Consider the following 21,035-nt stretch of genomic DNA (forward strand, 5'->3'; position numbering starts at 1 on the left):
TCCTCTCAGAGGGTAGCGGCTCGCCCCCGGAAGATCCTCACCCCAGCCGGCTGTCGGTGCCGCGCGGCCCCTGCCGGACGGCCTCGGCATTGAGCGTCGGCTGCCAGTCGAAGACGTAGCCGTTCTCCATCGACCCGATGACGACCTCGGCCCCGGCGGTGGCGCCGGCCTTGACCAGCTCCTCCTCCACGCCGAGCCGCTCCAGCCGGTCGGCGAGGTAGCCGACGGCCTCGTCGTTGGTGAAGTCGGTCTGCCGGATCCACCGCTCGGGCTTCTCGCCGGTGACCTGGAACATGTTCTCGTTGACCCGGCGCACCTTGAACCCGGTGTCGCCGAGCTGCTTGGGCCTGATGACCAGCCGCGTCGGCTCCTCGACCGGCCTGTTCGCCCGGGCGGCGGCCACCCACTCGCCCATCGCGAACGTGAGCTCGCGCAGCCCGTCGTGCGTGGCGGCGGACACGGTGAACACGCGCAGCCCCCGCTCCTCGAAGTCGGGGCGCACCAGCTCGGCCAGCTCGCGGGCGTCGGGCACGTCGGCCTTGTTGAGCACGACCATGCGCGGCCGGCCCTCCAGCTTCCCGTACGCGTGCAGCTCAGCCTCGATGACCTCGTAGTCGGTGACCGGGTCGCGGCCGGGCTCCATCGTGGCGCAGTCGATGACGTGCACGAGCATGTCGCAGCGTTCGACGTGGCGCAGGAACTCGTGGCCGAGGCCCTTGCCCTCGGAGGCGCCGGGGATCAGCCCGGGCACGTCCGCGACGGTGAACACAGTCTCCCCCGCGGTCACCACGCCCAGGTTGGGGATCAGCGTGGTGAACGGGTAGTCGGCGATCTTCGGCTTGGCCGCGCTGAGCGCCGCGATCAGCGACGACTTGCCGGCGCTGGGGAAGCCGACGAGCGCCACGTCGGCGACGCTCTTCAGCTCCAGCATCACGTCGAGCGCGTCGCCCGGCTCGCCGAGCAGCGCGAACCCGGGCGCCTTGCGCTTGGTGCTGGCCAGCGCCGCGTTGCCGAGGCCGCCGTGGCCGCCCTGCGCGATCACGTAGCGGGTGCCGGTGCCGACGAGGTCGATGAGCACCTCGCCGGTCGAGGCGTCCTTGACCACGGTGCCGTTGGGCACGGGCAGGATCACGTCGGCGCCGTTGGCCCCGTCGCGGTTGGAGCCCTGCCCCTGCTTGCCGCTGTCGGCCTTGCGGTGTGGGCGGCGGTGGTAGTCGAGCAGCGTGGCGGTGCTGGGATCCACTTCCAGGATCACGTCGCCGCCGCGCCCGCCGTTGCCCCCGTCGGGGCCGCCCAGCGGCTTGAACTTCTCCCGGTGGATGGAGGCGCAGCCGTTTCCTCCGTCACCGGCCCTGACGTGCAGAACCACCTGGTCCACGAAGTCCGGCATTCAGCTTCTCCTCCATCAGCCCTCACGGGCGTCTCACAACAGCAAGAAGGGGCGGACCGGAAGACGATCCACCCCTTCGTACAACCCGTGGCGCTGGAGATTTACTCCGCGACCGGGACGATGCTCACCGCGCGGCGACCGCGCTTGGTGCCGAACTGCACGTGGCCCGCGGCCAGCGCGAACAGCGTGTCATCGCCACCGCGGCCGACGTTGTCGCCGGGGTGGAAGTGGGTGCCACGCTGACGGACGATGATCTCGCCCGCGTTGACCAGCTGGCCGCCGAAGCGCTTGACGCCCAGGCGCTGAGCGTTGGAGTCGCGGCCGTTCCGGGTGGACGACGCGCCCTTCTTGTGTGCCATCTCTCAAACTCCCGATCAGGCCTGGTCGATACCGGTGATCTTCACCTGGGTGTACCGCTGGCGGTGACCCTGGCGCTTCTTGTAACCGGTCTTGTTCTTGTACTTGAGGATGCGGATCTTGGGGCCCTTGGTCTCACCGAGAATCTCGGCGCTGACCGTGAACTTGCCCGCCTCCGTGGTCACATCGCCGTCGTTGACGACGAGCACCGTCGGCAGCGAAACCGAAGAGCCGACCTCGCCGGCGACCTTGTCCACCTCGAGGACGTCACCGACGGAGACCTTCTGCTGCCTGCCGCCGCAACGAACGATCGCGTACACCGCGGAACCCTTCTACTGACTCACTGTTGCGATCCCTCGGCCATCCCGTGCGGGATGGCCGCTGACTCCGAATGCTGCGCCCGTCATTCGGCTCATCCGGAACCGACGAACCGGGGGGCGCGCCAACAGGGCACGTCACCTGACGCACCGGTTGACTAGAGTACCGGATGACCGGGGCCCTAGGCGAACCGGACGATTCATCGGAAGCCCACCGAACTAGTCGGCGGACTTGGCTCGGCGAGAGCGTCGCCGCCCCCTGCCGGAAGTCTGTCCTGCCTGGTCGTCCTCGGACGGGACGTCTTCAAGCGCACCGGTCACGGTATCACGACCGGAGGAGTCCTTGGCCGCGGACACCTTGTCCGAGACCGCCTTCTCCACCGCCATCTTGCCCTGGGTGCCCCGCGGCTCGGACCTGCTCTCCACCGGCTCCGTGGAGACGATGAGGCCACGCCCGTTGCAGCAGTCGCACGGGGTCGAGAACGCCTCCAGGAGGCCCTGACCGACCCGCTTACGCGTCATCTGGACCAGGCCCAGCGACGTCACCTCGGCCACCTGGTGCTTGGTCCTGTCGCGCGCCAGGCACTCCAACATCCGCCGCAGCACCAGGTCCCGGTTGGACTCCAGCACCATGTCGATGAAGTCGATGACGATGATGCCGCCGATGTCACGCAGCCTGAGCTGGCGGACGATCTCCTCGGCCGCCTCCAGGTTGTTGCGCGTGACCGTCTCCTCCAGGTTGCCGCCCTGGCCGGTGAACTTGCCGGTGTTGACGTCGACGACGGTCATCGCCTCGGTCCGGTCGATCACCAGGGAGCCGCCGCTGGGCAGCCACACCTTGCGCTCCATCGCCTTGCCGAGCTGCTCGTCGATCCGGTACGACTCGAACACGTCGCCCTGGCCGGGGTCCCACTTCGACAGCCGCTCGCCCAGGTGCGGCGCGACGTACTTGACGTACTCGTCGACCGTCTCCCACGCCTCGTCACCCTGGACGACCAGCGAGGTGAAGTCCTCGTTGAAGACGTCACGCACCACCCGGATGGTCAGGTCGGGCTCGGCCGAGAGCAGCTCGGGCGGGCTGGCCGACTTGGCCTTCTTGCGGATGTTCTCCCACTGGGCCGACAGGCGGGCCACGTCGCGGGCGAGCTCCTCCTCCGAGGCGCCCTCCGCGGCGGTGCGCACGATCACGCCGGCGTTCTCCGGCATGACCTTCTTCAGGATGCTCTTGAGGCGGGTGCGCTCCTTGTCGGGCAGCTTGCGGCTGATGCCGGTCATCGACCCATCCGGCACGTACACCAGGTAGCGGCCGGGAAGACTGATTTGCGACGTCAGGCGGGCGCCCTTGTGGCCGATCGGGTCCTTGGTGACCTGCACCAGCACCGACTGGCCGGACTTCAGCGCCGACTCGATCCGCTTCGGCTGGCCCTCCAGCCCGGCGGTGTCGAAATTCACCTCGCCCGCGTACAGCACGGCGTTGCGGCCCTTGCCGATGTCGACGAACGCGGCCTCCATCGACGGCAGCACGTTCTGCACCTTGCCGAGGTAGACGTTGCCGACGTAGGACTGGCTGGCCTCGCGGTTGACGTAGTGCTCGACGAGGACGCCGTCCTCCAGCACCGCGATCTGCGTGCGGTCGCCCTGGCGGCGCACCACCATCATCCGGTCGACGGACTCGCGGCGGGCCAGGAACTCCGACTCGGTGATGATCGGCGGGCGCCTGCGGCCCAGCTCGCGGCCCTCGCGGCGGCGCTGCTTCTTGGCCTCCAGCCGGGTGGAGCCGCGGACGCTCTGCACGCCGTCGGCGGAGGTGTCGTGCGCGGCCGAGCGGCCCGAGCGGGGCGCGCGGATGCGCACCACCGTGTTGGGCGGGTCGTCGGGCGTGGTCTCGCCGCCCTCGTCGTCGGTGCCCCTGCGGCGGCGGCGACGGCGGCGGCGCGAGCTGGAGGCCTCCTCCTGGGGCTCCTCGCCCTGCTCCTCGTCGCCTTCGTCCTCGCCCTCGTCACCCTCGTCGGACTCGTCGCGCTCGCGGGACTTGCCGCGCCCGCGGCCGCCCCTGCGGCGGCGGCGACGGCGACCGGCGCCCTCTTCCTCCTCCTGCTCGTCGGAGGTGTCGTCGCCCTCGTCCTCGGCGGTGATCTCGTCCTCGGCCTCGTCCTCGCTCACCTCGACGGCGGGCTGGGGCTGGGGCTCCGGCCGCACCGGCTTGGCCTGCGACGGGTCGGGCGCCTGGAACAGCGGCGCGAAGATCGCGGCGGGCCGCTGGAACGCGGTGCCGGGCTGGTCCTCGCGGCGCACCGTCAGCCCGAACGGGTCGGCCAGCAGGCTCGGCCGGTCCTCCTCGTCCAGGTCCTCGCCGGCGGGCTCGTCGTCGAGGGGCTCGTCCTCGGGCAGAATCTCCAGAATGTCGTCATCCGCGCGCTCGACCGGCGCCTCGGCCGCCTCGACGGCCTCGACGGGCTCCGCGACGGCCTCGGCGGGGGCGGTCGCGACGGTCTCCTCGGGCTCGGCCTTCTTGCGGGTGCGGCGGCGCTTGACGGGCGCCTCCGCGGCCTCGGGGGCCGCCTCCGGCGTCACGGCGGCAGCGGCGGTCTCGGGGACCGCCACGGCACTCTCCGCGCCCGCCACGGCACCCTCAGGAGCCGTCACGGCACCCTCGGCGGCGCCCTCGGCACCGTCCGCAGCCGCCTCGGCGGCCTTCTTGGTCGTACGGCGGCGCGTCGTGGTGGCGGTCGACCGGGTCCGCGTCGCCCTCTTGGGCTTGACCGCCTCCTCGGCGGCCTGCGCGTCCTGCCCGGCCGGCTCCTCGACGGCCTGGGCCACGGCGGCCTCGACCGGGCTCGTCACCTCGGCCGTGGCCGGCCGCGCGGCGATGAGGTCTTCCGGCCGTCCGGCGGCGCGCTGCGCGGCGGTGCTCGGAAGGGGACGCCCTTCCGCCACCGACGGGGCCGCCTGGGCGGCGACCACGGTGATGGGTCCGGTGGTCGGCGCGGCGGCCGGCGTCTCGGGAAGCTCGGGCGGCGGCCCGGCCGGGCGGCTGGCCGCGCGGCGCTTGGTCACCTTGGTCTGTTCTGTTGTCTCCCCGTCGGGGCCCTGGACCCCGGCGTTGGGCTCGTTCTCGTCGAGCATGCGGGCGCTCTCCCGTCAGCTCCCGGGCGCGTCGCCGCGCCGCGCAGGAGCTCTCGTGTCTCGTTGTCCGCCACGCCCCCTCGCGGGGGCATGGCGCCAAGTCCTGTCAGCGGCAGCGCCCGGCAGGGCGCTTCCTTAACCGGCGACGTGCTCACCCGCCGGTCCCGCCTCGCCGCCGCGCGTAGTCTCGCGGTCCAGGTCGAGCGGGTCGGCAAGCGCACCGGTGCGTGCGTCGAGCGGCCCCTGCGCCAGCCTGGTCACCTCGGGGGGAACCGGCGGCGCGAAGTCGGCCACAAGGCGCAGCCCTGTGAGCACATCGTCGGGTCGAACGGCAGGAGTCATGTGCCGAACAACCATGCGCAGTATGACACACGACTGTCCGCCCACCTGAGCTGCAGTTCTGTCTGTTCCCTCTGATCCCTGCGAGTCCGGGGCGCTCAGCGCCGTGAGCCTCAGCACGGCCTCCCGCGCGTCGAAGCGGCGCGGGCCCTTCTTGGTGAGGCGCTCGACCTCCACGGTGCCCGCCGCGAGGAACTTCTCCACCGCGACTTCGGCGAGCTCGCGGTCGGCACCGGGCAGCCGCACCTCCCACTCGGAGACCTCCAGGCGGTCGGCCAGCGCTCCGGGGGCCGCCTCGACGACGTCGAGCACGTCGAGACCAGGCGGCAGCGACTCGTCGAGGTCACGTTTGACCTGCTGCGGATCGCACGGCGTCGTGACGCCGATCTCGAGGTATTCGGCCTCGCTGGCGACGCCGGTCGGCGCCGCTCCCGCGTAGGAGATCTTCGGATGAGGCGAGAAACCCGCGCTGTAGGCCACCGGAATGCCGGCACGGCGGACCGCTCGTTCGACGGCCCGCGAGATGTCGCGGTGACTGGTGAAGCGCAGGCGTCCGCGCTTGGCGTAGCGCACGCGAAGGCGCTGCGCCGTCGGCGCGGGCGGGGGCCCATCGGGAACAGGTTTCAGAGCCTTGTCGTCCTTCCCGTGTCAGAGTTCCTTCATCTCAGGATAAGCCGCCCGGACGCCTGCACGTCTCAGGATCATGTACGGCATGACACCGGGCGGCCACCGAGCGCGGCTAGATCACCGTGAGGGGAAGGAGTTTCTTACCCGTCGGTCCGATTTGAATCTCGGTGCCCATCGTCGGGCAGACGCCGCAGTCGTAGCAGGGGGTCCAGCGGCAGTCCTCGACCTCGCCGCCGGAGACGGCCTCCTGCCAGTCCTGCCAGAGCCATTCGCGGTCGAGCCCCGCGTCGAGGTGGTCCCACGGCAGGACCTCGTTCTCCTCGCGCTCGCGCACGGTGTACCAGTCGACGTCGACGCCGGCCTTGGCGGCGGCGGCCATCCAGCGCTCGTAGGAGAAGTGCTCGCTCCAGCCGTCGAAGCGCCCGCCGTCCTCCCACACGGCGCGGATGACGGCGCCGACCCGCCGGTCGCCGCGCGACAGCAGCCCCTCCACGATGGACGGCTTGCCGTCGTGGTAGCGGTAGCCGATGGCCCGGCCGTACTGCTTGTCGCCGCGCAGCGACTCGCGCAGCGCCTTGAGCCGCCGGTCGACGGTCTCGTGGTCGGCCTGCCCCGCCCACTGGAACGGGGTGTGCGGCTTGGGCACGAAGCCGCCGATGGACACGGTGCAGCGGATGTCGCGCGAGCCGGTGGCCTCACGACCGGCCTGGATGACCTTCTTGGCCAGGTCGGCGATGCCGAGCACGTCCTCGTCGGTCTCGGTGGGCAGCCCGCACATGAAGTAGAGCTTGACCTGCCGCCAGCCCTGGGAGTAGGCGGCGGTGACGGTGCGGATGAGGTCTTCCTCGGTGACCATCTTGTTGATCACCTTGCGCATGCGCTCGGAGCCGCCCTCGGGCGCGAAGGTGAGCCCGGAGCGCCGCCCGTTGCGGGAGAACTCGTTGGCCAGGTCGATGTTGAAGGCGTCGACCCGGGTCGAGGGCAGCGACAGCGAGGTGTTGGTGCCCTCGTAGCGGTCGGCCAGGCCCTTGGCCACCTCGCCGATCTCGCTGTGGTCGGCGGACGACAGCGACAGCAGGCCGACCTCGTTGAAGCCGGACTCCTTGATCCCGTTCTCGACCATCGCGCCGATCGTGGTGATCGACCGCTCGCGCACCGGGCGGGTGATCATGCCCGCCTGGCAGAAGCGGCAGCCTCGGGTGCAGCCGCGGAAGATCTCCACGCTGAACCGCTCGTGCACGGTCTCGGCCAGCGGGACCAGCGGCTTCTTCGGGTAGGGCCACTCGTCGAGGTCCATGACCGTGTGCTTGTGCACCCGCCACGGCACGTCGGGACGGTTGGGCGCGACCCGCTTGATGCGGCCGTCGGGGTGGTAGTCGACGTCGTAGAACTTGGGCACGTAGACGCCGCCGGACTCGGCCAGCCGCATCAGCAGCTCGTCGCGCCCGCCGGGCCTGCCCTCGGCCTTCCACTCCCGGATGACCTCCGAGATGGCGATGGCGATCTGCTCGCCGTCGCCGAGCACGGCCGCGTCCAGGAAGTCGGCGATCGGCTCGGGGTTGAACGCCGCGTGGCCGCCCGCCAGCACGATCGGGTCGTCGCCGCCCCGGTCGGCGGCGACCAGCGGGATCCCGGCCAGGTCGAGCGCGGTCAGCATGTTGGTGTAGCCGAGCTCGGTGGAGAACGACAGGCCGAGCACGTCGAAGGCGCGCACCGGCCGGTGGGCGTCGACGGTGAACTGGGGCACGCCCTCGGCGCGCATGAGCGCCTCCAGGTCGGGCCAGACCGCGTAGGTGCGCTCGGCCAGGGTGCCGGGCAGCTCGTTGAGGATCTCGTAGAGGATCGCGACGCCCTGGTTGGGCAGCCCGACCTCGTACGCGTCGGGATACATGAGCGCCCAGCGCACGTCGGCGGAGTCCCAGTCCTTCACCGTCGAGTTGAGCTCACCCCCGACATACTGGATCGGCTTCTGCACCTTGGGCAGCAGCGCTTCCAGGCGGGGAAAAATCGACTCGACAGGCATGACACCCAGGGTAGCGAAACCCGTACCGTGGCCGGGACGCCCTAGGCGTAGGGGCGCTGCCGGGAGCGGATCGACAGCAGCATGCCCACGGCGATCAGGTTGGCGAAGGTCGCGGTGCCGCCGTAGGAGACGAACGGCAGCGGCAGGCCGGTGATGGGCATGATGCCGATCGTCATGCCCACGTTCACGAACGTCTGGAACGCGAACCAGCACACGATCGTGCCCGCGACCAGCGTGCCGAACCGGTCCTCGCACTGCCGGGCGATCTTCAGGCCGCGCAGCAGCACGACGCCGAGCAGCAGCACGACCGTGACCGAGCCGAGGAAGCCGAACTCCTCGCCCGCCACGGTGAAGATGAAGTCGGTGTGCTGTTCCGGCACGAACCTGCCGGTGGTCTGCCCGCCCCCGAGCAGCCCCTTGCCGAACAGCTGCCCGGAGCCGATCGCGATGAGCGACTGGGTGCTGTTGTAGCCGACGCCGCGCGGGTCGACGTTCGGGTCGACGAACGCGGTGAACCGGGCGACCTGGTAGTCCTCCAGCATCTGGAAGTAGAACACGCTGAACACCCCGGCCGCGCCGACCAGCGCCAGCAGCGCGATCAGCCGCTTGCGCACCCCGGAGATCACCAGCGCGGAGGCGGTGATGGCGGCGAGCACGAGCGCGGTGCCGAGGTCGGGCTGGAGCATGACGAGCACGAGCGTCACCGCGGCGGCGAGCAGGGCGAGCACGATGTCGAGCGGCCTCGGCCGGTCGCGTCCCTCGGCGGGCTGGGCGAGCAGCATCGCGGTGATGAGCAGCAGCCCGACCTTGGCGAACTCCGACGGCTGCACGGCGAACCCGCCGCCCAGCAGGATCCACGAGTGCGAGCCGTTGATCGTGGCGCCGAGCGGCGAGAGCACCAGCCCGAGCCCGATCAGCGAGAGCAGGAACAGCACGGGCGCGTAGGCGCGCACGGCCCGGTGGTCCACGGAGGCGACCACGCCGCACAGCGCGAGCCCGATCGTCTCGTTGAGCAGGTGTTTCTTGAGCAGCCCGGTGGAGCCGGGCGCCCAGGTGCGGGTGGACGACCAGACGAGCAGCGTGCCGATCACCGACAGGGCGAGGACGGCCACGAGCAGGACCCCGTCGAGCCGCCACACCGGCGACTCGGCGCCGAAGGCCCGCCTGGCGAACGAGCGCCGTCCGGGCGCCAGCGCGCTCATTGCCAGATCACCGTCCCGTCGGGGGCGAACCTGGGCAGCCGCGACACGGGCTTGCCGCCGGGCAGCGCGGCGGGCCGCTTGATGCCGAAGATGCCCTCGTAGATCTGCCGCACGGCGGGCGCGGCGGTCTGGGAGCCCATGCCGCCCTGCGACACCATGGCCACGACGACGAAGCGCGGGTTCTGCGTGGGGGCGAACGAGGCGAACCAGGAGGTGTCCTTCTTGCCCCACACCTCCGCCGTACCGGTCTTGCCGCCGATGCGCACCTTGTCCATCGGGAAGCCGGCGAACGCCCCGGCCGCGGTGCCGTCGGAGGCGACCTGGCTGAGCGCGTTCTTGATGTAGAGCCGCTCCTTCTCGGTGACGGGGAGCTTGCCCACGACCGGCACCGGGATCGTCTTGACCACCTTGCCGTCGGGCCGCACCAGCGCCCAGCCGATGCGCGGGCTGCGCACCTTGCCGTCGGAGACCAGCGCCGCGTACGCCCGCGCGAGCTGGAGCGGCGTCACCAGCACGTCGCCCTGCCCGATGGAGAAGTTGGCCGAGTCACCGGGCCGCAGCACGAACCCCTCGGTGCAGTTCTCGTGCGCCAGCCGCTTGAGGAACGCCGCCCGCGCCCCGTCCTTGACCTCGGGGTAGCCGGTCTGGGCGCGCTTGCAGTTGGTGGCGCTGGTCAGCGCCCACATCTCCTTCTTCCACTTGCGGTCGGGGATGCGCCCGGCCGACTCGCCCGGCAGGTCGATCCCCGTCGGCGCGCCGAACCCGAACCCGCGGGCGGTGTTGGCGAACACCTCCCTGGCCGTCTTCTTCGGCGTGCGGCCGCCGTCGCGCAGATACTGCTCGTACGCCGCCTGGTAGAAGATCGTGTCGCACGACTTGACCAGTGCCAGGTGCAGGCTCAGCGTGCCCAGCGGGATGCCGCGGAAGTTGTTGAAGGCCCGGCCGCCCACCGTGACCGACCCCGGGCAGCTGTACTTGCCGTTCAGCGGGTAGCCGGCGCGCAGCATCGAGGCCACCGACGACACCTTGAACGTCGAGCCGGGCGCGAACTGACCGTTGATCGCCCGCGACACCAGCGGCTTGCCGGACTTCTCCGACAGCAGATGCTTGTACATGTTCGCGGAGATGCCGCCCGCCCACACCGCCGGGTCGTAGCCGGGCGCGCTGGACAGCGCCAGCACCCGTCCGGTCTTCGCGTCGAGCACCACCGCCGCGCCCCCGTCGGCGCCGGGCGCGGACTTCATCGCGTCCTGCAGCGCCTTCTCCGTCACCGCCTGGATCCGCGAGTCGATGCTGGTCACCAGGTGGTGCCCGCTGACGGGCTCGACCTGCTTCTCCACGCCGAGCGCCTTGCCCATCCGGTCGACCTGCACCCGCCGCAGCCCGGCCTTGCCACGCAGCTCCTCGTCATAGACGTACTCCAGCCCGTCGCGCCCGGCCAGGTCCACGCCGGAGAAGGCGGCCTTCAGCCCGACCCGCTTCTCCAGCTCCGCCTCCGTCACCGGCGACAGGTAGCCGAGCATCTGCGCCCCGGCCCGGCCGCCGGGGTATTCGCGGACCGCGTGGATCTCCGCCGTGACCCCCGGGAACTCCTCCTGGCGCTCCAGGATCTGCAGCGCCTCACGCGTGTCGACCTTCTCGTCCAGCGGGACCGGCTGGTACGGCGATCCCGTCCAGCACGGCTTGGGCACCCCGGGACCGCACGGCGTGATGCGTTTGCGCAGCTCGGCGACGGGCCGGCTGAGCACCTCCGACAGCTTGCCCAGCACCTTCATCCCGCCGTCGCGCATCCCGGCCAGCCCGGTGCGGTCGACGGAGACGACCAGCGAGGTCTTGTTGCGCACCAGCGGACGCCCGGAGGAGTCGAGGATCTGCCCCCGCACAGCCGGCACGATCACCGTGCGGGTCCGCGTCTCGGTCGCCCGGTGCACGAGCTCGGGACCTCGTACGACCTGGACCTGCCACAGGCGGACGGCCAGCGCCGCCAGCAGCACCAGCACGAGCGCCTGGATCACGACCAGCCGGGTGCGCATCCGGGTCATATCTCGTACCTCTGCCGTCGGCCGCGGGTCGCCAGCCAGATCACCACGGGCGCGGCGATCATCGTGTAGGCGACGGTCACGGGAACCTGCTCGGTCAGCGTGGAGATCGTCACCCTCGGGTCGGACATCAGCCCGCCCACCGCCGCCGCCATCAGCGGCGCGAGCACCACGCACAGCGCCACGGTGGTGACCCGCCCGCCGGCCCCGCGCCCGGCCAGATAGCCGACCAGCGCGAACACGAACGCGTACAGCCCCGCGACGTGCGCCGTCGGCGGCACCACGTCCACCACCAGCCCGGTGAAGAACCCGATCACCGCCCCGGCCCCCGGCCCGCGTATCAGCGCCACCGCCACCACCGCCAGCAGCACCAGGTCGGGCACGCCCCCGGCGGGCAGCGGCAGCCGGTTCACCAGCATGACCTGCAGCAGCAGCGCCACCGGCACCACCAGGACCGCCGTCATCGGGCCCCCTCCCTGCGCGGCAGCACCGCGTCTCTCGGATCACGGGCGGGCCCCTGCACCACCACCCCCACCACGTCCAGCGCGGTCAGATCCGCGTACGGCCTGGCGTAGGCGATCCGGACGAGCTGCCCGGGAGTCGACTCCACCTGTTCGATCACCCCGATCGGCACCCCCGGCACGTACGGCGCGCCGCGATGGGAGCCGAAGCTGACCAGCCGCGCCCCCCGCTCGATCGGCGCGGTGGAGTCGAGCAGCTTGAACTGCAGGAGCCGCCCGTTCTCCGCCACCCCGTGCACCACGCCGATCTCCTGGCCGCCCTCCAGTCGCGCGCCCGCCGCCGAGGCCAGGTCGCTCAGCAGGACCACGGTGGAGGTGCGGGCCGAGGCGTGCACCACGCGGCCCACCAGCCCGTCGCCGTTGAGCACGGTCATGTCGGTGCGGACGCCGTCGTCGGTGCCGGCGTCGATCTGCACGGCGTCCTCGAAGCCCGGCTGGCCGCGCCGGGCGATCACGTTGGCGGACACCACCTTGTAGCCGCCCAGCCCGGCCAGGCCGAGCATCCGCTTGAGCTCGGCGGCGCGGGCCGCGTCGAGGCGGTCGGCGGACAGGCTGGAGCGCAGCCGGGCGTTCTCCGCCTTGAGCCGCTCGATGTCGGCCTGGGCGCTCGGCGCCGCGGCGATCGCGTGCAGGAACCCGCCGACGGGCCGGGCCACGGCGCCGCCGGCCTCCTCGGCCGCCCCGAACAGCCACGCGCCGGCCGACCGCAGCGGGGTGAGCGGCGAGCTCTCGCCGGCGCGGTGGTCGACGGTCAGGATGACCAGCGCCGCCGCGAGCAGCGTGCCGAGGATCAGCCTGGCCTGGCGCGAGTCTCTCATCAGCGTCGCGACTCCGGCACCAGCACCTGCTGCAGCGCCTCGAAGTCCTCCACGCATCTGCCGGAGCCGAGCGCGACCGAGTCGAGCGCGTTCTCCACCAGGTGCACCGGCATGCCCGTCTCGGCCTTGACCCGCTCGTCCAGGCCCTTGAGCAGCGCGCCGCCGCCGGTGAGCGCGATGCCCCGGTCCATCAGGTCGCCGGACAGCTCCGGCGGGCAGCGGTCGAGGGTCGTCTTGACGGCGTCGACGATCGCGTTGACCGGCTCCTCGGTGGCCTTGCGGATCTCCTCGGCCGACACGATGATCGTCTTCGGCAGGCCGCTGACCAGGTCGCGCCCGCGGATCTCGGCGTGCGCCTCCTCCCCGGTGGGGCAGGCCGAGCCGATCGCCATCTTGATCTCCTCGGCGGTGCGCTCGCCGAGCATCAGCGAGAACTCCTTCTTCACGAAGGTGATCACCGCCTGGTCCAGCTCGTCGCCGCCGACCCGGATGGACTGGCTGGTCACCACGCCGCCCATCGAGATGATCGCCACCTCGGTGGTGCCGCCGCCGATGTCGACCACCATGTTGCCGGTCGGCTCGTGCACCGGCAGCCCGGCCCCGATCGCCGCCGCCATGGGCTCCTCGACGATGTAGACCTTGCGCGCCCCCGCCTGGTAGCCGGCCTCCTTGACGGCCCGCTGCTCCACTCCGGTGATCCCGCTCGGCACGGCGATGATGATGCGCGGCTTGGCGAAGTGCCGCCGTTTGTGCACCCGTTGGATGAAATAGCGCAACATCCGCTCGGTGACGTCGAAGTCCGCGATCACACCGTCCTTCAACGGCCGGACCGCCACGATGTTGCCGGGCGTGCGCCCGATCATGCGCTTGGCTTCGATGCCGACCGCGACGATCTTCCCACTCGAGGTGTTGATCGCCACGACGGACGGTTCGTTGAGGACGATGCCGCGGCCACGGACGTACACCAACGTGTTGGCGGTGCCCAGGTCGACCGCCATGTCACGGCCTAGAAAGGCGAGCTTGCTGCCCATGGGGAACGGAGCCTTCCGTAACGTCGTTCGCGAATGACTACGGATCGAATTCGAATCGTAACGTGACGTACCCACCACGCCCCGCAACGAGCCCACGCGCCCCACAAAATTCTCCCGCCCCACCCCCAACCCCGATTTTGCCCGTATTGCGCGATACCACCCGACCGCGCCGGGTACGTTGTCCGCAAACGCGAAAGTGCCCGCCAGGCGGCCTGCCTGACGAGCACTCCTGAGCGCCGCCCCCGTGATCAGGGGCAGATGATCAGAACCGGTCCGGGAAGAAGATCTTGATCTCCCGCGCGGCCGACTCCGGCGAGTCGGAGCCGTGGACGACGTTCTCGCCGATCTCCAGCGCGTGGTCGCCGCGGATCGTGCCGGGAGCCGACTTCACCGGGTCGGTGAGCCCGGCCAGCGCGCGGAACGCCTCGACGGCACGCGGGCCCTCCAGCACCATCGCGACCAGCGGCCCCGAGGTGATGAACTCGACGAGCTCGCCGAAGAACGGCCGCTCGGAGTGCTCTGCGTAGTGCGCCTTGGCGGTGTCGGCGTCGAGGGTGCGCAGGTCCATCGCCACGACCTTGAGGCCCTTGCGCTCCACGCGGGCGATCACGTCACCGATGAGGCCGCGCTTCACCCCGTCGGGCTTGATCAGGACAAGAGTGCGCTCGGACACTTGAGGTTCTCCTTTGAACAGGTCGCGGAAACTGCGGCACAGCTTACCGTCCCGTCACGCCCGCTCGCCGTCCTCCGGGGACGCCGCGGGCGGCGGCACGGGCGCCGTGTCCTCCTCGCCGTCGCGCGCCTGCGGCAACGGCTGCACGCCGATCCGTGGGATCACCCCGGTCGGCCGGTCCTCGTCGTCCTCCTCGCCGTCCCGCTGAACCGCCGCGCCCACCACCGCGGGCTCCGGCTCCCCGCCGTCACCGGCCTCCTCCTGCACGTCCTGAGCGTCCTGTACATCCAGTACGTCCTCCGAGGAGGGAGCGCGCCTGGCCACGACCGCGGCCAGCACGATGACCGCCACCACGAAGAACCCGCCCGCCAGCGCCCACAGGTGCAGCGCGGTGACGAAGCTGTCGACCAGCTCCTGCCTGGTCCGGTCACCCTCCAGGGCCACCATCTGCACGCCGGTGCCCAGCAGGTAGCCGGCCAGCACCCCGGGCAGGCACAGCGCCAGCCCGAACATGCCCGCCCCGGCCCCCACCTGGCCGAGCGCCGCCGTGATCGCCACCGCCGCGCCCACCGCCAGCAGCGTGAACGGCACGACGAGCACCAGCCCGTCGGGCGACGGCGCCACGACCCGCACCGAGCAGAGCCCGACGACCATCGACAGCAGCCCCAGCGGCGTCACCCACGCGCTCGTCACCGACGACAGCCGCACCACGACCGCCGCCGCCACGGCCAGCGCCCCCGCCACGCAGAACGGCAGCCACAGCCCGCGCAGCCCCGGCCCGCCGAGCCCGCCCATCTCCACGTACGTCACCTGCGCGACGGTCGGCAGCAGCACGACGCCGACGGCCACCATCGTGTAGGCCAGCGTGCGGCTCTCCCGGGTGCCGACCGTGGCCAGCGCGAGCAGCCCGGCGATGGCGAGCAGCGCCAGCAGGACCACCAGCCCGGCCCGCCAGTCCTGGCTCGCGGTGCTGATGGCGACGGCGGCGATGCCGGCGGCGGGCACGGTGGCCAGCAGCAGGCGGCTGCGCTCCTTGACCCGCAGGCGCGGGGCTGCGGGCCGCCCGCCGACCAGCCACAGCACGAAGTAGGCGGCGGCGAGCACGAGCGCGACGCCGGTCACCAGCGGATAGGGCTGAAGGGTGACCTGCCAGCGCGTCACGCCGTCGAGCGGCCACAGCGCCAGCGCCTGCGCGCCGAGCAGGCTGAGCGCCAGCATGCCGGTCCACAGCGCGCGCAGCACGGGCGGCCGGCCCCAGGCGGCGGCGAGCGTGGCGGGCACGAGCAGCCCGGCGCCCACGCCGTGGGCCACCCGCAGCACGCCCACGAGGAACGCCGACCCGGCATAACCGCCGGCGGCGTCGGCGACGGCGAGCAGCAGCAGCCCGCCGAGCAGCAGGTGGGCGACCTTCACCCGGCGCAGCGCCACGGCGGCCAGCGGCACGGTCAGCATCATCGCCGGCAGGGCGAGCCCGTGGGCGCGCATCAGCCCGAGCCGGTCGATCTCGGCGGGCAGCAGGTCGGCGACCACGGACACGGTGTTGGGGATCGCGACGATCGCCAGCGGCAGCGTGACCACGATGAGCAGCCCGAGCACGGCGTCGGACAGCCACCCGGACCTCGCGCCTTGAGTCGCGGTGCCGGAGGACCGCTGAAATGGGGGGACGGCCATGAAGCCCGACTTTAGCGGGAAGTCACGCCCTCGACACGCCGAGCGACGAGAATCGCGGTGATCCACAGCGCCGCGAAGATCGCCCCAAGGACGAACATGGCCGGCACCACGAACCCGGCGGCGATCGCCAGCACCTGCGCGACACTGCCCACGACGTAGCCGACCGGGCGCTTGAGCAGGCCCGCGCCGACCACGCAGAGCAGCGCCAGCCCGATCCCGACCGTCACCGCGAGCGCGGGCGCCACCCCGCCGACGCTGATGGCCACCGGCGTGGTGAGCCCGGCGACGACGGCCTCCATGCCGAGCACGCTCGCGCCCAGCCTGCGCATGCCGGGCGTGACCTGGAAGTCCATCAGGCGCCCTCCGCCTTCAGCAGGTGGCGGGCGTCTCCCGCCGTGATCACGGACCCGGTGATGAGCACACCGGTGCCGCTGAACTCGCCCTCGGCGTCGGCGATCCCGATGCCGAGGTCGATGGCGTCGTCGAGGCGCTCGACGACGTGCACCCGGTCCTCGCCGAACAGCGGCTCGGCCAGCTCGCCCAGCTCCTGCGCCGACAGCGACCTGGGCGAGGAGTTGCGGGTGACGACGATCTGGTCGAGCACCGGCTCCAGCAGCTCCAGCAGCCCGGTCACGTCCTTGTCGGCCATGACCGCGACCACGCCGACGACCTTGGCGAAGTCGAACGCCTCGTGGATGCCGTCGAGCGTCGCCTGCATCCCGCCGGGGTTGTGCGCGGCGTCGACGACCACCGTGGGGTTGCGCCGGACGATCTCCATGCGGCCCGGCGACGACGCCTGCGCGAACGCGTGCCGTACGAGATCGAGGTCGAGCGGGTCGTCGCCGCCGGTGAGCGCCTCGACGGCGGCCAGCGCGCAGGCGGCGTTGCTCGCCTGGTGGGCGCCGTAGAGCGGCAGGTAGACCTCGTCGTAGACGCCCTTGAGGCCGCGCAGCGTCAGCAGCTGGCCGCCGACGGCCACCTCACGGCTGAGCACGCCGAACTCCAGGCCCTCGCGGGCCACGACCGCGCCCACCTCGGCCGCGCGGCGCATCAGCACCTCGGCGGCGGCCAGCTCCTGCTGGGCGAGCACGGTGGTGGCGCCGGGCTTGATGATGCCGGCCTTCTCCTTGGCGATGCTCTCGACGTCGGGGCCAAGCCGGTCGGTGTGGTCGAGCGAGATCGGGGTGATCACGGACACGGTGCCGTCGGCGACGTTGGTGGCGTCCCAGGAGCCGCCCATGCCGGTCTCGATCACGGCCACGTCGACCGGCGTGTCGGCGAACGCGGCGTAGGCCATCGCGGTCAGCATCTCGAAGAACTGGATCCGCCGCCCCTGCGTGTCGGCCAGCTCGACGTAGGGCGCGATCTCCTCGTAGACCTCGGTGAACCGCTCCTCGCTCAGCGGCTCGCCGTCGACGGTGATCCGCTCGCGCATCGTGACCAGATGAGGGCTGGTGAACCGGCCCACCCGCAGGTTGCGCTCCCTGAGCAGGACCTCGGTCAGCCGCGCCGTGCTCGTCTTGCCGTTGGTGCCGGCGATGTGCACGACGGGATAGGCCCGCTGAGGCGAGCCGAGCAGGTCAAGAAGAGCCGCGATCCGGTCGAGCGTCGGCTCGAAGTCCCATTCGACGCCCCGCTCCATGATGGCGCGTTCAACCCCACGAAAATCCACCCCCTCAGCCTACTGACCTCGGGAAGCGGGTCACCACGCGGGGAATCATATCGTGGACTGTATAGAACGTTGGAGGGTACTCACCCCGTCCACCAGGTGTCACCTTGGGAAACAGCCTGCCTCACCCCCCGGCAGGCTCCTACGAGGAGGCCATCGTGGAAGGCGAGAACACTCGCGACCCGGACAAGGGCATCACCCGGAAGACGCTACTGAGAGCGGCATTCATAGCTGCGCCGGCCCCCCTGCTCATCGGTCAGGTGCCGGCTCTCGCACGCGACATGAGCGGGCCGCTGGAGCCCACCCCGTTCTGTGACGACGGCGACGACCCCACGCCGCCCCAGACCGAGGGCCCGTACTTCAAGCCCAACTCACCCCGCCGCTCGACCCTGCCGGGCAGCGGCACCCTGCTCACCGTCAGCGGGTACGTCTTCGGGCTGGCGTGCCAGCCGCTGGCCAACGTGCTGCTGGACTTCTGGCAGGCCGACCGGAACGGCGCCTACGACAACGTGGGCTTCAACTTCCGCGGCCACCAGTTCACCGACGCCAACGGCGCCTACAAGCTCACCACGATCGTGCCGGGCCTGTACCCGGGCCGCACGCGGCACATCCACATGAAGGTCCAGGCGCCCAACCGGCCGGTCCTCACCACGCAGACGTACTTCCCGGGCGAACCGCGCAACAACACCGACTCGATTTTCGACCCGAGACTGCTGATGAACGTCCGCACGGTCGGCTCGGGCAGGGAGGCGACGTTCGACTTCGTGCTGAACGTCCCCGGCGGCCCGCAGCCGACCGGTTCCCCCACGACTCCGCCTCCGGGCGGGGGTACCTGGCAGGCAGGGGTGACCTACCAGGCGGGTGCCCAGGTCACCTATGGTGGCGCGACGTATCGCTGCCTTCAGGGGCACACAGCCGCTCCCGGCTGGGAACCTCCCAACGTGCCCGCTTTGTGGCAGCGCGTCTGATCGGGCATCCGAACGCAAGAAAGGGCCACCCCGGCTGCTGGGGGTGGCCCTCCTTGCGTCACCTCTAAACCAGTCCGCCGTCGGCGCGCAGGTTCTGGCCGGTGAGCCAGCCCGCGTCGGGGCTGAGCAGCAGCGCGACGACGGCGGCGATGTCGGCGGGCGTGCCCACCCGGCCGAGCGCGGTCATGTGCGCGACCGCCTGGTACGCCTCCCGCGGCACGCCCTCCCGCAGCAGGTCGGTGTCCGTCGCGCCGGGCGACACGCAGTTGACCGTGATCCCCCGCGGCCCGAGCTCCCGTGACGCGACCCGCGTGAGCTGCTCGATCGCCGCCTTGCCGGCGACGTAGACGGACTCGCCGGGGCTCGGCCAGGCCGTCCCGGTGGTGGAGACGTTCACGATCCGCCCGCCGTCCGCCATCCGCCGCGCGGCCTCGCGCAGCGTGAAGTACGCGCCGCGCGCGTTCACCGCCATCACCTCGTCGTACGCCTGCGGCGTCACCTCGGCTATGGGCGCGTGCCGCAGGACGCCCGCGTTGTTCACCAGCGCCGTCAGCGGCCCGGCGCCGGCCGCCGCGAACACCTCGTCCGCCCGCTCGAACAGCCCCTCGATCTGGGCCACGTCGGCGGCGTCCGCCCGCACCGGCGTCGCCCGCCCGCCGAGCCCGTCCGCGACCTCCCGCGCCGCCCGCTCGTCGGCGACGTAGCTGAAGACCACCGTGGCGCCGTCGGCGACGAGCCGCTCGACCACCGCCCGGCCGATCCCGCGCGACCCGCCCGTCACCACTGCGGCTGCGTTCATTGCCTGCTCCTTCAGTCGTCCATCCCTTTCGCGCTTCACCCTGCCGGTGCTCGCGGAAGGAAGACTTCCGCGACGCGCGCGACAATCGTTCGGGTGAGCGCGAAACGGGACACCGCTGGACGGCTGCTGCGCCTGCTGTCACTGCTGCAGTCACGCGCCGACTGGCCGGGACCGGAGCTGGCGGCGCGGCTGGGCGTCAGCACCAGGACCATCCGCTCCGACGTCGAACGCCTGCGCGGCCTCGGCTACCCGGTGTCGGCCACCTCCGGCACCGCCGGCGGCTACCGCCTCGGCCCCGGAGCCCGGCTGCCGCCGCTGCTGCTCGACGACGAGGAGGCCATCGCCGTCGCCGTCGGCCTGCGCACGGCCGCCTCCGGCACCGTGGGCGGCATCGAGGAGACGTCGCTGCGCGCCCTGGCCAAGCTGGAACAGGTCCTGCCCGCCCGCCTACGCCCCCGCCTGGGCGCCGTGGCCGCGTACACGGTCCCGGTGCCCGGCAGCGGCCCAGCGGTCGATTCAGGGCTGCTGGCGACGCTCGCCGCCGCCTGCCGCGACCGGCGGCGGCTGCGCTTCGACTACCGCGACCACGACGGCAACGCCACCGTGCGCGACACCGAGCCGCACCGCCTCGTCGCCACAGGCCGCCGCTGGTACCTGGTCGCCTGGGACGTCGGCCGCGACGCCTGGCGCACCTTCCGCGTCGACCGCCTCACCCCGCGCACCCCGCCCGGCCCCGCCTTCCCGGCCCGCCCGCTGCCGGACGGCGACGTCATCGCGTACGTGACCAAGGGCGTCGCCTCCGTCCTCGGCCCCTGCCGCACGATCGCCACCGTGTACGCGCCGGCCGAGGTCGTCGCCGAGCGCATCCCCCCGGTGGCCAGGGTCGAGCACGTCGACGCCGGCCGATGCCGTCTGCACATCGGCGCGGCGACCCCGTTGGCCCTGGCGGTCTACCTGGCGGCCCTGGGCCTGGACTTCACCGTGGACGGGCCGGCGGACCTCCTCGACCAGCTCGCCGCCATCAGCGACCGCTGCTCCTCGGCCCGCGCGACATAACGCAAAAAGCCCCCGGGGATACCCGAGGGCCCAATTTCGTCATACAACGCAGAAAAGGCCCCGACACTGAATGTCGGGGCCTTCTCCTGAAAGATTGTCCGGCGGTGACCTACTCTCCCACACCCTCCCGAGTGCAGTACCATCGGCGCAGGGAAGCTTAACTTCCGGGTTCGGAATGTAACCGGGTGTTTCCTTCCCGCCATAACCGCCGTAACCCTATGAAACAATCAAACAGAAACCCGTTTGCTGTTTCAGAATCGCATAGTGGACGCGAGCAAGTATGCTTTGTGGTCAAGTCCTCGGCCTATTAGTACCGGTCAGCTCCACACGTTACCGCGCTTCCACCTCCGGCCTATCAACCCGGTCGTCTACCGGGAGCCTTACCCCCAAACGGGGTGGGAGACCTCAT

General features: G+C 71.5%; 18 protein-coding genes and 2 rRNA genes. 2 read left to right on the forward strand and 18 right to left on the reverse strand.

The window, feature by feature from the left end; all coding sequences use genetic code 11:
- Positions 1–37 precede the first annotated feature (37 nt).
- The 15 genes from obgE to KME80_RS18645 all read right to left on the reverse strand — a co-directional run bounded on the left by obgE (position 38) and on the right by KME80_RS18645 (position 17,776).
- On the reverse strand, positions 38–1,390 hold the full coding sequence (gene obgE / locus KME80_RS18575; RefSeq protein ID WP_219506875.1) for a GTPase ObgE: 1,353 nt from the start codon (positions 1,388–1,390) through the stop codon (positions 38–40).
- A gap of 101 nt (positions 1,391–1,491) precedes the next feature.
- Positions 1,492–1,749 carry a 50S ribosomal protein L27 gene (gene rpmA, locus KME80_RS18580; RefSeq protein WP_049575729.1) on the reverse strand — a complete coding sequence of 86 codons (258 nt, stop codon included), beginning with the start codon at positions 1,747–1,749 and terminating at the stop codon, positions 1,492–1,494.
- A 15-nt stretch (positions 1,750–1,764) separates the two neighbouring features.
- A complete protein-coding gene (rplU, locus tag KME80_RS18585) occupies positions 1,765–2,067 on the reverse strand; it encodes a 50S ribosomal protein L21 (protein ID WP_049575732.1) in 303 nt (100 codons plus the stop codon).
- A gap of 216 nt (positions 2,068–2,283) precedes the next feature.
- On the reverse strand, positions 2,284–5,190 hold the full coding sequence (locus tag KME80_RS18590) for an Rne/Rng family ribonuclease (protein WP_219506877.1): 2,907 nt from the start codon (positions 5,188–5,190) through the stop codon (positions 2,284–2,286).
- A gap of 135 nt (positions 5,191–5,325) precedes the next feature.
- A complete protein-coding gene (locus KME80_RS18595) occupies positions 5,326–6,102 on the reverse strand; it encodes a TIGR03936 family radical SAM-associated protein (RefSeq protein WP_308125822.1) in 777 nt (258 codons plus the stop codon).
- 166 nt (positions 6,103–6,268) lie between these two features.
- Positions 6,269–8,179 (reverse strand): TIGR03960 family B12-binding radical SAM protein, encoded by a 1,911-nt coding sequence (locus tag KME80_RS18600; protein ID WP_219506879.1) that lies wholly within the window; start codon positions 8,177–8,179, stop codon positions 6,269–6,271.
- Between the two features lie 41 nt (positions 8,180–8,220).
- Complete coding sequence (gene rodA, locus KME80_RS18605) at positions 8,221–9,381, reverse strand: rod shape-determining protein RodA (RefSeq protein WP_219506881.1); 1,161 nt, start codon at positions 9,379–9,381, stop codon at positions 8,221–8,223.
- The gene (mrdA, locus tag KME80_RS18610; protein ID WP_219506882.1) at positions 9,378–11,423 is read right to left on the reverse strand and encodes a penicillin-binding protein 2; all 2,046 of its coding nucleotides are present in this window, start codon (positions 11,421–11,423) and stop codon (positions 9,378–9,380) included. The genes rodA and mrdA overlap by 4 nt, the downstream gene beginning before the upstream one ends.
- Positions 11,420–11,884 (reverse strand): rod shape-determining protein MreD, encoded by a 465-nt coding sequence (gene mreD / locus KME80_RS18615; RefSeq protein ID WP_219506883.1) that lies wholly within the window; start codon positions 11,882–11,884, stop codon positions 11,420–11,422. The genes mrdA and mreD overlap by 4 nt, the downstream gene beginning before the upstream one ends.
- Positions 11,881–12,759, reverse strand: a complete 879-nt coding sequence (mreC, locus tag KME80_RS18620) for a rod shape-determining protein MreC (RefSeq protein ID WP_219506884.1) — start codon at positions 12,757–12,759, stop codon at positions 11,881–11,883. Before mreC ends, mreD begins: the two co-directional genes overlap by 4 nt.
- Entirely contained in the window at positions 12,759–13,790 is a 1,032-nt protein-coding gene (locus tag KME80_RS18625; protein ID WP_219506885.1) for a rod shape-determining protein, read from the reverse strand. Before KME80_RS18625 ends, mreC begins: the two co-directional genes overlap by 1 nt.
- A gap of 262 nt (positions 13,791–14,052) precedes the next feature.
- Complete coding sequence (gene ndk, locus KME80_RS18630) at positions 14,053–14,463, reverse strand: nucleoside-diphosphate kinase (protein ID WP_080046153.1); 411 nt, start codon at positions 14,461–14,463, stop codon at positions 14,053–14,055.
- Between the two features lie 54 nt (positions 14,464–14,517).
- Complete coding sequence (locus KME80_RS18635) at positions 14,518–16,134, reverse strand: hypothetical protein (RefSeq protein WP_219506886.1); 1,617 nt, start codon at positions 16,132–16,134, stop codon at positions 14,518–14,520.
- Positions 16,135–16,145: 11 nt separating this feature from the next.
- Positions 16,146–16,487, reverse strand: a complete 342-nt coding sequence (locus KME80_RS18640) for a DUF4233 domain-containing protein (RefSeq protein WP_219506887.1) — start codon at positions 16,485–16,487, stop codon at positions 16,146–16,148.
- Entirely contained in the window at positions 16,487–17,776 is a 1,290-nt protein-coding gene (locus KME80_RS18645; RefSeq protein ID WP_219506901.1) for a bifunctional folylpolyglutamate synthase/dihydrofolate synthase, read from the reverse strand. Before KME80_RS18645 ends, KME80_RS18640 begins: the two co-directional genes overlap by 1 nt.
- A gap of 287 nt (positions 17,777–18,063) precedes the next feature.
- Here KME80_RS18645 and KME80_RS18650 point away from each other — a divergent pair, with 287 nt between their 5' ends.
- On the forward strand, positions 18,064–18,771 hold the full coding sequence (locus tag KME80_RS18650) for a dioxygenase family protein (RefSeq protein ID WP_308125823.1): 708 nt from the start codon (positions 18,064–18,066) through the stop codon (positions 18,769–18,771).
- Positions 18,772–18,835: 64 nt separating this feature from the next.
- On the opposite strand, the gene KME80_RS18655 is transcribed toward KME80_RS18650, so the two are convergent.
- On the reverse strand, positions 18,836–19,570 hold the full coding sequence (locus KME80_RS18655) for an SDR family oxidoreductase (RefSeq protein WP_219506890.1): 735 nt from the start codon (positions 19,568–19,570) through the stop codon (positions 18,836–18,838).
- A 93-nt stretch (positions 19,571–19,663) separates the two neighbouring features.
- On the opposite strand from KME80_RS18655, the gene KME80_RS18660 reads away from it, so the two are divergent.
- On the forward strand, positions 19,664–20,626 hold the full coding sequence (locus tag KME80_RS18660) for a helix-turn-helix transcriptional regulator (RefSeq protein ID WP_219506893.1): 963 nt from the start codon (positions 19,664–19,666) through the stop codon (positions 20,624–20,626).
- 96 nt (positions 20,627–20,722) lie between these two features.
- On the opposite strand, the gene rrf is transcribed toward KME80_RS18660, so the two are convergent.
- Together rrf and KME80_RS18670 are read right to left on the reverse strand one after the other, a co-directional pair.
- Positions 20,723–20,839: ribosomal RNA gene (gene rrf / locus KME80_RS18665) — 5S ribosomal RNA — on the reverse strand.
- Positions 20,840–20,913: 74 nt separating this feature from the next.
- Positions 20,914–21,035 (reverse strand): 23S ribosomal RNA (locus KME80_RS18670); the annotation flags it as partial.

It is taken from the genome of Nonomuraea ceibae (genome assembly GCF_019396325.1).
Lineage (GTDB): Bacteria > Actinomycetota > Actinomycetes > Streptosporangiales > Streptosporangiaceae > Nonomuraea > Nonomuraea ceibae.

What these genes read in the sequence shown, in the direction of transcription:
- obgE (WP_219506875.1), bottom strand. Translation starts at nt 1,390, where the DNA reads ATGCCGGACTTCGTGGACCAGGTGGTTCTGCACGTCAGGGCCGGTGAC.
- rpmA (WP_049575729.1), bottom strand. Translation starts at nt 1,749, where the DNA reads ATGGCACACAAGAAGGGCGCGTCGTCCACCCGGAACGGCCGCGACTCC.
- KME80_RS18590 (WP_219506877.1), bottom strand. Translation starts at nt 5,190, where the DNA reads ATGCTCGACGAGAACGAGCCCAACGCCGGGGTCCAGGGCCCCGACGGG.
- KME80_RS18600 (WP_219506879.1), bottom strand. Translation starts at nt 8,179, where the DNA reads ATGCCTGTCGAGTCGATTTTTCCCCGCCTGGAAGCGCTGCTGCCCAAG.
- rodA (WP_219506881.1), bottom strand. Translation starts at nt 9,381, where the DNA reads ATGAGCGCGCTGGCGCCCGGACGGCGCTCGTTCGCCAGGCGGGCCTTC.
- mrdA (WP_219506882.1), bottom strand. Translation starts at nt 11,423, where the DNA reads ATGACCCGGATGCGCACCCGGCTGGTCGTGATCCAGGCGCTCGTGCTG.
- mreD (WP_219506883.1), bottom strand. Translation starts at nt 11,884, where the DNA reads ATGACGGCGGTCCTGGTGGTGCCGGTGGCGCTGCTGCTGCAGGTCATG.
- mreC (WP_219506884.1), bottom strand. Translation starts at nt 12,759, where the DNA reads ATGAGAGACTCGCGCCAGGCCAGGCTGATCCTCGGCACGCTGCTCGCG.
- KME80_RS18625 (WP_219506885.1), bottom strand. Translation starts at nt 13,790, where the DNA reads ATGGGCAGCAAGCTCGCCTTTCTAGGCCGTGACATGGCGGTCGACCTG.
- KME80_RS18635 (WP_219506886.1), bottom strand. Translation starts at nt 16,134, where the DNA reads ATGGCCGTCCCCCCATTTCAGCGGTCCTCCGGCACCGCGACTCAAGGC.
- KME80_RS18640 (WP_219506887.1), bottom strand. Translation starts at nt 16,487, where the DNA reads ATGGACTTCCAGGTCACGCCCGGCATGCGCAGGCTGGGCGCGAGCGTG.
- KME80_RS18645 (WP_219506901.1), bottom strand. Translation starts at nt 17,776, where the DNA reads ATGGAGCGGGGCGTCGAATGGGACTTCGAGCCGACGCTCGACCGGATC.
- KME80_RS18655 (WP_219506890.1), bottom strand. Translation starts at nt 19,570, where the DNA reads ATGAACGCAGCCGCAGTGGTGACGGGCGGGTCGCGCGGGATCGGCCGG.